This is a genomic window from Oceanobacillus sp. E9 (assembly GCF_001741975.1).
GTDB lineage: Bacteria > Bacillota > Bacilli > Bacillales > Amphibacillaceae > Oceanobacillus > Oceanobacillus kimchii.
Genome location: NZ_LSNA01000011.1, coordinates 52,673 through 64,864, shown reverse-complemented (window position 1 = coordinate 64,864; position 12,192 = coordinate 52,673). Strand labels below are relative to the sequence as shown.

9 protein-coding genes and 1 pseudogene are annotated in these 12,192 nt (G+C 34.9%); 6 read left to right on the top strand and 4 right to left on the bottom strand.

The window, feature by feature from the left end; translation table 11 throughout:
* Nucleotides 1–5 precede the first annotated feature (5 nt).
* The 4 genes and pseudogenes from AQ616_RS18770 (at nucleotide 6) to AQ616_RS18755 (ending at nucleotide 5,655) form a co-directional block, all read left to right on the top strand.
* A complete protein-coding gene (locus tag AQ616_RS18770) occupies nucleotides 6–1,232 on the top strand; it encodes a C40 family peptidase (RefSeq protein WP_069686576.1) in 1,227 nt (408 codons plus the stop codon).
* Between the two features lie 270 nt (nucleotides 1,233–1,502).
* Nucleotides 1,503–2,992, top strand: a pseudogene (locus AQ616_RS18765) (BCCT family transporter).
* Nucleotides 2,993–3,313: 321 nt separating this feature from the next.
* A complete protein-coding gene (locus AQ616_RS18760; protein ID WP_017797516.1) occupies nucleotides 3,314–4,612 on the top strand; it encodes a hemolysin family protein in 1,299 nt (432 codons plus the stop codon).
* 239 nt (nucleotides 4,613–4,851) lie between these two features.
* Nucleotides 4,852–5,655 carry a VLRF1 family aeRF1-type release factor gene (locus tag AQ616_RS18755; RefSeq protein ID WP_017797515.1) on the top strand — a complete coding sequence of 268 codons (804 nt, stop codon included), beginning with the start codon at nucleotides 4,852–4,854 and terminating at the stop codon, nucleotides 5,653–5,655.
* Nucleotides 5,656–5,730: 75 nt separating this feature from the next.
* Here the strand turns inward: AQ616_RS18755 and AQ616_RS18750 are convergent, their stop codons facing one another.
* The 4 genes from AQ616_RS18750 to AQ616_RS18735 all read right to left on the bottom strand — a co-directional run bounded on the left by AQ616_RS18750 (nucleotide 5,731) and on the right by AQ616_RS18735 (nucleotide 8,308).
* Nucleotides 5,731–6,192: an SH3 domain-containing protein gene (locus AQ616_RS18750; protein ID WP_069686575.1), complete on the bottom strand. Its 462-nt coding sequence runs from the start codon at nucleotides 6,190–6,192 to the stop codon at nucleotides 5,731–5,733.
* 86 nt (nucleotides 6,193–6,278) lie between these two features.
* Nucleotides 6,279–6,692 (bottom strand): Fur family transcriptional regulator, encoded by a 414-nt coding sequence (locus AQ616_RS18745; protein WP_017797513.1) that lies wholly within the window; start codon nucleotides 6,690–6,692, stop codon nucleotides 6,279–6,281.
* Nucleotides 6,693–6,706: 14 nt separating this feature from the next.
* On the bottom strand, nucleotides 6,707–7,534 hold the full coding sequence (locus AQ616_RS18740) for a metal ABC transporter permease (protein ID WP_017797512.1): 828 nt from the start codon (nucleotides 7,532–7,534) through the stop codon (nucleotides 6,707–6,709).
* A gap of 15 nt (nucleotides 7,535–7,549) precedes the next feature.
* Nucleotides 7,550–8,308 (bottom strand): metal ABC transporter ATP-binding protein, encoded by a 759-nt coding sequence (locus tag AQ616_RS18735; RefSeq protein WP_017797511.1) that lies wholly within the window; start codon nucleotides 8,306–8,308, stop codon nucleotides 7,550–7,552.
* A 275-nt stretch (nucleotides 8,309–8,583) separates the two neighbouring features.
* On the opposite strand from AQ616_RS18735, the gene AQ616_RS18730 reads away from it, so the two are divergent.
* Nucleotides 8,584–10,977, top strand: coding sequence for a 3-hydroxyacyl-CoA dehydrogenase/enoyl-CoA hydratase family protein (locus AQ616_RS18730; protein WP_084822512.1), 2,394 nt, complete (start codon nucleotides 8,584–8,586; stop codon nucleotides 10,975–10,977).
* A 20-nt stretch (nucleotides 10,978–10,997) separates the two neighbouring features.
* Nucleotides 10,998–12,173 carry an acetyl-CoA C-acetyltransferase gene (locus AQ616_RS18725; RefSeq protein WP_017797509.1) on the top strand — a complete coding sequence of 392 codons (1,176 nt, stop codon included), beginning with the start codon at nucleotides 10,998–11,000 and terminating at the stop codon, nucleotides 12,171–12,173.
* Nucleotides 12,174–12,192: the final 19 nt, after the last annotated feature.

Sequence of the window (12,192 nt, the reverse complement as noted above, 5' to 3'; positions counted from 1 at the left end):
AAAAAATGTTGAAAAAGGTAATATTTACATTAACTACGGCAACTGTAGTTGGGTTAAGCAGTACTTTGTTCACAGGTGTCGCACATGCAGAAACAATTGAGGATTTAGAATCACAACAATCACAAATTCAAGAAGATCGAGATGCTATTAAAGCAGATTTATCTGATGCCGAAAGCGAGATAGCAGATGTACTTATTGAGTTAGAGGAACTTAATAAAGAAATTGAACGTGTGGATAAAGCACTAAAAGAAAATGAAAACAAAATGGATGAAACTCAGGACAAGATTTCAGAGCAAGAAGCTGAAGTTGAGAAGTTAGAAAAAGAAATTGCAGAGTTAGAAGAGGCAATTGAAAAGCGTTATGAAATCTTAAAAGAACGCGCTATATCTTTACAGCAAAGTGGTGGAGAGATTACATATTTAGAAGTAATTTTTGGAGCACAAGACTTTGGTGATTTCATTAACCGTGTACAAGCTGTCAATAAAATTACTGATTCAGATACATCTTTAATTGAACAACAAGAAGCAGATAAAAAAGAAGTGGAAACAAAACAAGATGAAGTAGTTTCTAAACTTGATGATTTAAAAGAAATGGAAGTTGAAATTAAAGGGATGCTTGCAACAATTGAAGAACAGAAGTCAGAGAATGAAGTGAAGAAAGACGACTTGAAAGAAAAAGAAGACAACCTAGTGGCAATGAAAAATGAACTAGAAGTTGAAGACTCTAAATTGGCTACCTTAGAAAAGGATGTTGAAAGAAGTTTAAGTACTGCTACTTCACCTGCACCAAATACAACAGTAGCAAGTGCTAGTGTTGGAACAGATTCAAAATCAGATAATAATAATGTAACAAGAACTTCTGGATCTGGTGGTGTAAGTACAGCAATTAATGCTGGGTTTAATCATCTAGGAACACCATATGTTTGGGGTGGAAAATCACCAAGCGGATTTGATTGTTCTGGATTTGTTTCTTGGGCTTTTGCTCAGGGAGGAATTTCAATTCCATCAAGTACTTCAGCATTAGCTAGCACTGGATCGAAAGTATCTGCTAGCAATATGCAGCCTGGGGATATCGTATTCTTTGATACGTATAAAACAAATGGACACGTTGGTATCTACTTAGGTGGAGGACAATTTATTGGTGCACAAAATTCAACTGGTCTTGCAGTTGCTGACATGACGAGCGGTTACTGGGCAGACAAATTTAGTGGGCATGTACGTAGTGTACGTTAAATAAACTATAATATTGAAAAAAACCATAAGGGAAATTTCCCTTATGGTTTTTTATATTTTTCCGTAGATATCTAAGTTTATTCAAAGGCATTTAAGTTATAGCTTCATGGTACTAACATTCCATTGGATGAACGAAAAAAACCATTGAAAGAGTTTTTACTTTATGAACCAATACACCATGATCAGGCGAAATATGGTTTAAGTCATTTAATAATCGGATATATATAAGTTATCGTTATCATACATAAAAAACCAAGAAAGGACTAACTGATGAATAAACATAAGTTTATAAATCCAGTATTTTTTGTATCCTCTATATTTATATTAATACTAGTAATTATAGGAGCTATAACTCCGGGAAAATTTGAGTCTGTTGCTAATAGATTATTTAATTTTACTACCATTAATTTTGGATGGTTTTACTTACTTGCTGTTTTTGTATTCATTCTATTTTTAGTATGGCTCGCTTTCAGTAAGTACGGCAAAATCAAGCTTGGCCCTGCTGATTCAAAGCCTGAATATTCCTTCTTCGCTTGGATTGGAATGCTATTCTCGACTGGTTTTGGTTCTGGTCTCGTTTTCTGGGGTGTGGCAGAACCAATGAATCACTTCTTTAATACACCCTTTCCTGGATTAGAAGCACAAACAGAGGAAGCTGCCCGTGTCGCTATGGGTTATTCATTTTTTAACTGGGGAATTAGTCAATGGTCGGTTTTTGCATTAGTTGGTCTAGTTATAGCATTCAATCAGTTTCGTAAAGATAAAAATGGTCTAATATCTACAGCAATTGAACCAATAGTTGGAAAGAATCGCTTAACTGCTAACACGGTTAATTCATTCGCAGTTATCGCAACCGTGATGGGAGTAGCTACTTCATTAGGATTAGGGATTATGCAAATGAATGGTGGTTTAAATTCTGTATTTGGACTTTCAAATTCAATATGGGTACAGATAGGAATTGCGGTTACCATGTTGCTTGTTTATCTGATATCATCCGCCACCGGTCTGAAAAAAGGTATGAAATGGCTTAGTACATTAAATCTAACTTTATGTCTTGCTCTGTTATTATTTGTATTTATTATGGGACCAACTGTATTTATCTTGAATCTTTTGTATTAGGGATTGGAGATTACATTACAAATTTTGTACATTATAGTTTGAGAATGACCCCATATACTGGAGATTCTTGGGTGACAGAATGGACGATATTCTACTGGGCATGGGCGATATCGTGGTCACCATTTGTAGGAGCATTTGTAGCCAGAGTTTCACGTGGTAGAACCATTCGCGAATATATTTTTGGTGTGACAGTAGTTCCACCTGTTATTGCTTGTTTATGGATTGCTGTATTTGGCGGGACATCATTAATTAGTGATCTGAATAATGGTACAATGATAGCAGAAGCTGTGGATGAAGATTTAGCAGTGGCTTTATTCGAGACATTTGGTACTTTACCATTAAGTACATTAATGTCTGTATCAGCTATTTTTCTCATATTTACTTTCCTTGTGACTTCCGCAGACTCGGCTACTTATATTTTAGGTAGTATGACTTCGAAAGGAAGTTTGAATCCAGCACTTGTGACAAAGATTGTGTGGGGAATGTTAATTACTGCTATTGCAATTGTTCTACTATTAGCTGGTGGTTTAGAAGCACTGCAAACCGCTGCATTGACCTCAGCATTACCATTTACCATTATAATAATTTTCTTAATGATTTCTTTCTTGAAAATAATAAAAAAAGATAACAGTTCTAAGTAACTTAAATTTTGGAAAGCGGACTTGAATCATTTTAATAATATTGATTCGAGTCCGCATAATTTTATTTCTAAACAGGTAATTCACCGTTCTTGATTTTCTATCTATATTCTAGACATGCTGAAGGTATTTAGATTATAATATTGAATAGGAGAGAGGGTGATTCCATGGGAAGGTAAAAGTGAATAACAACATCAGACATTGCACTGAGGCTGTCATTCTACCTATTTGGTTGAATCACCAACGTGCTTATTACTAACAGAATTATTTTAAAGTAAATCAGGAGGTGAAATCCTTGTGCCATTCTTGGTACAGGGATCTTAATTGGACATATCGACGATTATTAATTTAACTGCGGTTGCAATATTAATCGCATTAACCGCTTTTTTTGTAATGTCAGAATTTGCTATTGTTAAAATTCGAAGTACGCAATTAGAACCACATATAGAACAAGGTAAGAAACGTGCTATTTATGCAAAAAGGGTAGTGACACATTTAGATGAATACTTATCTGCCTGTCAGTTGGGTATCACAATCACTGCACTCGGTATTGGACGTTTAGCAGAACCGACTTTTGAACGGATGTTGCACCCAGTACTAGAGGATTTTAATTTAAGTAGCGCTGTCGTTACAACAGCTTCTATTGCAATTTCGTTTGCTTTTGCAACATTTCTACATGTGGTTGTTGGGGAGCTTGCTCCGAAGACATTAGCAATTCAAAAGGCAGAAAAAGTCACATTATTCGTTGCAAGGCCATTAACTTGGTTCTATCGATTACTTTTCCCTTTTATTTGGTTCTTAAATGGTTCAGCAAGGTTGCTTACCAAAGCAGTTGGGCTTAAGCCAATGAGTGGACATGAAGATACTCACACAGAAGAGGAATTAAGACTTATTCTAGCAGACAGTTACAAAAGTGGTGAAATTAATCAATCAGAAATGATGTACGTGAATAACATTTTTGATTTTGATGAAAGAGTAGCAAGAGAAATTATGGTGCCACGTACGGAAATGGTATATTTCTCAAAAGAAGATAGTTTCGAGGCAAATTTGGAGATCATTCGTGAAGGACAATTTACGAGGTATCCTGTGGCTGATGAAGACAAGGATAATATTATTGGATTAGTGAATTTAAAAGAAGTCTTTACTGGACAATTAGATAATGACAAACCAAATTCTATTGAACAGTTTATTCGTCCAATTATCCATGTTTCCGAGGCTACACCAATAAAACAACTTTTACTAAAAATGCAGAAAGAACGTATTCATATGGCGATCGTGAATGATGAATATGGTGGTACGGCAGGATTAGTAACGGTAGAAGATATTCTAGAGGAAATTGTTGGAGATATTCGTGATGAGTTTGATGAAGATGAAACTCCGGATTTTGAATCGGTAGATGAAAATACATTCCTTGTATCAGGAAGACTAAGTTTAGATGAAATTAATCAACGTTTAAATATCTATTTAGAAGACGATGAAGTAGATACAATTGGTGGATGGTTCTTTACTCATAATTTAGAAGCTGATGTTGGCACTGTTATGGAATATGAAGGACATGAATTTGCACTTATTGAAAAAGATGGCTTCCAAATTAAACGAGTTAAAATAACAAAAATAGCTTAAAGGATTATAAAAGCTTCGTGTGTAGAATAACTCTACTGCGAAGCTTTTTATATTTTTCAAACATTGATTTTTCCACCAACTGTAGATATTTAACGTGAATGGCTATGATAGATAGATCATAATTACACTTTATCTTCTTAGCTGCTATAAATAATCATTCAACTACCTAAAATATGAAGTTTAGTATTTCGTTATGACGGTTACATAACAAGTACAATCATTTTAGGAGGTGTCCTATCTTGGATATTCAGAAAAAGATAAAAAAACTTGAATATATGCAGACAGAAGGAAGTAACAAAATATTTACGATGTATCTAAATACAGATTTAAGTGATCCGGATCAACAAGGTGGAGAATGGAAGATTCATCTTAAAAATGGAATGAGGAATTTTGAACAATACCTTGAAGAGGGAGATAATAAAGAAGAATTAGAGAACTTTCGAGAAGTAAAACAGAAAGTAGATGATTACATTAAGGAATATGAAAAAAGTTTAAAGAGAGGCCTTATTGTATTTGCTACAGCTGATGAATCGATTTGGTTTGCTGAACGTGTACAAATGAGATTAGATGATGAATTTTATTGGCAGGAAACCCCTGAGCTAAATCAATTGAAAATCCTCGGAGAAAAATATCCACAAACAGGGATTATTCTAGTTCAGCAAAATTATATTAAACTACTAGACACAAACTTAAATATGCTTAAAGATACTGTAGGCTATGAATTAGATGTAGAAGAGGAAACTTGGAGAACAATGCAAGGGCCACGTCAAGGGAATTCTACTACAGGTCTTGGTTCTGGAAATTTACAAAAGGATCACTTTGAAGCAAGATATGAAGCGAACCAACAGCGTTGGTATAAAAGTATTGCAGGTAAATTAGATAAACAGGCGAAGGACAGAGATTGGAAAAAAATATTTATTGTAGGGGAAGCACCTGCATCAAAAGAATTATCAAATCAAATGAATAAAGAAATTGACGAGGTTATTCTTAAAAATATGCTAGAGCACGAAGAAAGTAAAGTAATGCAAGAGGTATTAGCATAGAAATTAGTCGTCGAGCCATTATTAAAAAAATCGACCAGAAATTCCTACAAAAGGATAGCTGGTCGATTTTACATTTTAATTATCAATCGGGTCTAGAAAATTTCGATTAACATACCCTGTAATATTTTCATACTCTATTTCAATCCACTCGTTACCATCATCGTACACTTTTACAATATCACCAGTAGCTAATGTTCCAGAAATTTGATGGTCTGTACTTGGACCGCTCCGAACATTTAATAAGTCTGCATTAACGATTCGATCTTCTTCTACAGTTTCATCTGGTTCTGACTCACTATCGCTTCCATCGTTAGAGTCTTCTTTCTCTTTATCATCAGTTTCTTCCTGTTGCTTATCTTCTTCATCAATAACTACATTTTGAGGTTTGTTATCATGCTCGTCTGTTTGTTTTGCCCTAGAGTGCCCATGATTTTCAAATTCTGGATTATTAAATTGATCTTGCATCATTACTACAAATAAAACAAAAGCAGTACTAGCTATTATAAGTAGTAATATCCCCATTTTCTTTTTATCCATCATTCACTTCTCCCAGAAATAGTATCTAAACGTAGTATACATGGAAAAGTAAGAATAGGAAATGTTATATGGTGAATTTTAGCAAATTAAGCACCTTTACATAATGGACAGAGTCCATATATTTCAAATTTATGATCTTCAATGACATAATTCGTCAATGATTTTTCTGCAGAATCCATTGGACAAATTTGTATCTCTTTTGTTTTACCACATTCATTACATATAAAGTGATGATGGTGATGGTGCGTACAATTCATACGAAAATGTTTTTCACCATTTAAGTCAGTTGACTCTAAAATACCAAGAGAGTGATATAAATGTAGATTACGGTATATGGTATCAAAACTTACACTATCAAAACTTTTTTCTAAATGAGATATGAGGTCTTTTGCAGAACGATAACCATCGACATCTTCGAAAAACTCTAAAATGTCTTTTCTTTTACCAGTTGCTTTATAACCTTTATCTTTTAAAACGCCCATTGCTTCTTGAAGATTCATGTTATAGCCCCCGTTTACTTAGATTGAAGCTTTTTAATTCCTATAGCTACTAATAATATGATAATAGCTATCATTACTATTGTACCACCTGGAGGGATATCTAAATAGTACCCTGAAATTATTCCAAGTATAACAGATAATTCCCCAAAAATAACGGAGTACAGTATCATTTGTTTAAAACCTTTGGCTAAACGCATGCTAGCTGCTACTGGTAATGTCATTAGAGCAGATACCAGTAATACCCCAACAATTCGAATAGATGCAGCAATCACTAATGCTGTTAAGACAATAAAAAGTAAATGAATCCATTTTGCATGTAGCCCTGATATTACTGATTGTTCTTCATCAAAAGATAATGAAAACAATTCTTTGTAAAATAAAATAATGATAGATACAACAATAATTGAGATGATTAATATTGATGTAAAATCGTTTTGGCTAACAGCAGAAACAGATCCAAATAAATAATTAAATAAATCATTATTAAACCCGTCAGCTATTGATATAAAAATAACACTTAATCCTACTCCAGCAGACAAGATAATCGGAATAGCAATTTCTTGATATGCTTTATATACGGTTCGGAGTTTTTCAATTAAGACAGAACCTGCTACGGAAAAGACCATCCCACTATAGATAGGTGAGAGCATCAAACCGAATTTTTTTTCCGCCATAAGACCGAAGGCGATTCCTGCAAGTGTTACATGAGATAACGCATCTGCTATCAAAGATAATCTACGAACGACAATAAATGTTCCGAGTAAAGGAGCAATTAAACCTATTAAAATACCAGTTAAAAACGTGTATCGTAAGAAAGGATATTGTAAAAAATCTATAAGCATATTTCACCCCTCCAATTATGAATGCTGATGACTTACTAGATTAACCGGATGTCCATAAAAATTGGAGAAGTCCTTTTCTGTAAGTGAAGCATATTCTTCCGGATTACCATGGAAGTGCAATGTTTTATTTAAACACACTATATCAGTAGCGTATTCTGTCATCGTACCTGTATCATGTGTTACTAAGAGTAATGTTTTATTGTGCCGTTGATGAAGTTCATGCAATAATTCATAGAATCTACGAACATGTTCATAATCTATCCCTACAGTGGGCTCATCAAGAATAAGGAGCTCTGGATCACTAACAAGTGCACGAGCAATAAATATTCTCTGTTGTTGGCCACCAGAAAGATTGCCGATGTTTTCATGAGCATATTCGGTCATGTCTACCTGATCTATTGCATGATAGACCTTTTGTTTATGCTTTTTTGACGGGAAGCGAAAATAGCCAATTTGCGACGTAAGACCTGATGAGACAACTTCAAAAACTGTTGCTGGAAATCCCTTATTAAAGGAATTTGCTTTTTGAGATACAAATCCAATTTTATTCTTATCTTTCAATTTTTGAATGGGCTGTCCAAAGACTTCAATTGTTCCATTATCTGCCTTACTAAGGCCCAATATTAAACGAATTAAAGTAGTTTTACCTCCACCATTTGGTCCAACTAATCCCATAAATGCACCTTGTGGGATTTCAAAATTTATATTGTCTAAAACGATTCTTGTATCATAACGAAAATTAAGATTGTGCATAGATACGACAGGGGACTTCATAAGAATCCTCCTTTTTTAATTTAGTTTCATATGGAATTGATTCGATTTGTAAATAATTGTACCTAATTATAATAGCGTAATGATTAAGAAATGTAAATAGGAATCGTTACGAATAAGTAAAACTTCTAAAGAAACCCTTTACAAAAAATCAATTAAATTTATTGCGAAATATCTGATATTGATTTATAGTTATAAATAAGGATATGTAAATGTCTTTTATTTTTTTACACAAAAATGAATGAACGTTCATTCAAATAGGATTGGGGGAGAAATTTGTGACATATTCCATAAAAAGTGCAGCAGTATTAGGATCTGGTGTCATGGGATCGGGTATTGCAGCTCATTTAGCAAATATCGGAATACCAGTAACAATGCTAGATGTTGTACCAAATGAATTAACGAAAGAAGAAGAGACTGAAGGATTAACATTAGAAGATCGAAAAGTAAGAAATAGAATCGCTGAGCAAAGTAAAAAGAAATTATCGAAACAAAAACCCTCACCAATTACAACAAAACAGAGTTTAAATCTAATTCACATTGGTAATTTAGAAGATGATATCGAAAAATTATCTGAAGTGGACTGGATAATCGAGGTAGTTGTTGAAAATCTTGATATAAAGAAAAAAGTGTTTACTAACGTAGATAAATATCGAAAAGAAGGTACGATTGTTAGTTCAAATACTTCGGGGATTTCTGTTGAAGCCATGATTGAAGATTGCTCTGAAGATATGAAGAAACACTTCCTTGGGACACATTTCTTTAATCCGCCAAGATACTTGAAACTGTTAGAAGTAATTCCGACACAACACACTGATTCTAGCGTTCTATCATTTATGAAGCAATTCAGTGAAGATGTGTTAGGAAAAGGTGTTGTGGAAGCAAAAGATACACCTAATTTTATTGCTAATCGTATTGGGACATATGGATTATTAGTAACTGTCCGTGAAATGCAAAAGGGCGGTTATAGTGTAGGAGAAGTGGATTCTGTTACAGGTCCATTAATTGGAAGACCGAAGAGTGCGACATTCCGGACGCTCGACGTAGTAGGACTTGATACATTTTACCATGTTGCAAAAAATGTCTATGACCAGGTGAATCATAAAGAAGAAAAAGCCGTCTTCGAGATTCCAGCTTTTGTAAGTCAAATGATAGAAAAAGGTTGGATTGGAGCAAAAAAACGTAAAGGATTTTACGAAAAACAAAAAGACGGAAAAATTTATGAAATCATTCCAGAAACATTGGAGTTTCAAGAACGAAAGAAATTAAAGTCAGCTGCTGTTGAAATGGCAAAGCAACAAAAAGGTTCTAAACGCAAATTGAAAGCGCTTGTAGACGCTAAGGGAGATCGTGCTAGTGACTTAGTTTGGTCAGTACTAAAATCTAGCTTGTTATATTCGGCAGAGTTACTTGGAGAAATCGCAGATGACATCGTATCGATTGACCAAGCTATGAAGTGGGGGTTTGGTTGGGAGTTAGGCCCATTTGAATCTTGGGATGCGATTGGAGTTAGAGATTCTGTTGAACGAATGAAAGCAGAAGGAGAAGCTATTCCAACTTGGGTCAAAAATATGTTGGATAAAGGGTATGAAACCTTTTATCAAAAGGATAATGGAAATACTCTTTACTATGATAATGGTGAGTATAAACAACAAGTTGTTAATGATAAAGAGATAAACATTCGCTCATTAAAGGAACAAAAAGGCGTCATTAAGAAAAATACTGGTGCTAGTTTAATTGATATGGGTGATGGTGTTGCGCTTTTAGAATTTCATTCCCAAAGTAATGCCATTGGCTTAGATATTATACAAATGGTTAATTTTGCAGTTGAAGAAGTGAATAAAAATTATAAAGGTCTTGTAATAGGGAACCAAGGAAAGAATTTCTGTGTTGGGGCTAACTTAGCGATGATGTTAATGGAAGCACAAGATGATAATTTCTTTGAATTAGATATGGTCATTCGTCAGTTTCAAAACATGACAATGAATATTAAGTATTCCGACCGCCCAGTAGTTGTAGCACCTTTTAACATGACTCTTGGTGGTGGTGCAGAAGTGTCTTTACCTGCAGCAGCTATCCAAGCCTCTCCGGAGACTTATATTGGACTCGTAGAATTTGGTGTTGGTTTAATTCCTGGAGGCGGTGGAACGAAAGAACTTTATTTAAAAGAACTTCGTCATATGCCTAAAGGAATAGACTTTGATTTAACTAAAGTTGCGAATAATGTTTTTGAGAAAGTAGCAACGGCTAAAGTTTCTACTTCAGCTGCAGAAGGAATTGAAAATGGATTTTTAAATAGTAACGATAGAATAAGTGCTAACCCAGATCATGTTCTATATGATGCTAAACAAAGAGTTATCAGTTTATATGATGGTGGTTATAAGAAACCCCAACGTGAGAAAATTCCGGTTGTTGGTGATGCTGGTTATGCAGCGATGTTAATGGGAGCAAAGTCATTGCAATTTAGTGGATATGCTTCGGAACATGATGTGAAAATTGCAGAGAAATTGGCTTATGTATTATCAGGGGGAAGAATAAAAGAAGGTACGGAAATAGATGAGCAAGTAATGCTTGACCTAGAACGTGAGGCATTTTTAAGTCTAATAGCTGAACCACTGACACAACAACGTATGCAACACATGTTAGTTAAAGGGAAACCATTACGTAACTAATCGATAAAGGGGGATAAATCGTGAAGGAAGCAGTTATTGTTGCTGGTGCGAGAACACCAGTCGGAAAAGCTAATAAAGGTTCACTAGCAAATGTTCGTCCAGATGATTTGGCAGCATTAACAATAAAAGAAACATTAAAGCGCGCTGGGGATTACAATGGGAATATTGATGATGTCATTATCGGATGTGCAACTCCTGAAGCAGAACAAGGAATGAACATGGCAAGAAATGTTGCGGGTCTTGCAGGACTGAAAAATGATGTTCCAGGAATTACAATAAATCGCTATTGTTCTTCAGGACTGCAAAGTATTGCATACGGCGCTGAAAGAATTATGGTTGGTGCAAGCGATACGATTATTGCTGGTGGAGCAGAGTCAATGAGCATGTTACCTATGGGGGGACATGTACTAAAGCCGAATTCTAAACTAGTAGAAAGTGCTCCAGGTTACTACATGGGAATGGGGCACACAGCAGAAGAAGTAGCAAATCGTTTTAGTATATCAAGAGAGGATCAAGATGCTTTTGCAGTTCAAAGTCATCAACGAGCAGCCAAAGCTTTAGAAGAAGGGAAATTTAAGGACGAAATTGTACCTGTTGAAGTAAGTCAAAGGCTAATTGGTAATAAGAACAAAGTAGAAAAGAAAAGTTTCACTTTTAATCAAGATGAAGGTGTACGTGTAGGAACAACTTCCGAAATCTTAAGTAAATTACGACCTGCATTTCATGTAAAGGGATCTGTAACTGCAGGAAATGCTTCGCAAATGAGTGATGGAGCTGCTTCGGTATTATTAATGGAAAGAGAAAAAGCAGAAGCGGAAGGTTTAACTCCAATATTGAAGTTTCGCTCCTTTGCCGTTGCAGGTGTTGAACCAGAAATTATGGGTGTGGGTCCAGTAGAAGCAATTCCGAAAGCATTGAAAATAGCAGGACTCGAATTATCAGATATTGGGTTGTTTGAATTGAACGAAGCTTTTGCTTCTCAATCTTTACGCGTAATTCAAGCTTTAGATTTAGATACGGATAAAGTGAATGTAAATGGTGGAGCAATTGCCCTAGGACATCCATTGGGCTGTACAGGGACCAAACTTACTTTGACATTAATGCATGAAATGAAACGAAGAAATGAACAGTTTGGTGTAGTTACGATGTGTATTGGTGGCGGTATGGGAGCTGCTGGAGTATTCGAATTACTTTAGTTTAAAAAAACCAATAATG

What these genes read in the sequence shown, in the direction of transcription:
- AQ616_RS18750 (WP_069686575.1), bottom strand. Translation starts at nt 6,192, where the DNA reads ATGGATAAAAAGAAAATGGGGATATTACTACTTATAATAGCTAGTACT.
- AQ616_RS18735 (WP_017797511.1), bottom strand. Translation starts at nt 8,308, where the DNA reads ATGAAGTCCCCTGTCGTATCTATGCACAATCTTAATTTTCGTTATGAT.
- AQ616_RS18740 (WP_017797512.1), bottom strand. Translation starts at nt 7,534, where the DNA reads ATGCTTATAGATTTTTTACAATATCCTTTCTTACGATACACGTTTTTA.
- AQ616_RS18770 (WP_069686576.1), top strand. Translation starts at nt 6, where the DNA reads ATGTTGAAAAAGGTAATATTTACATTAACTACGGCAACTGTAGTTGGG.
- AQ616_RS18745 (WP_017797513.1), bottom strand. Translation starts at nt 6,692, where the DNA reads ATGAATCTTCAAGAAGCAATGGGCGTTTTAAAAGATAAAGGTTATAAA.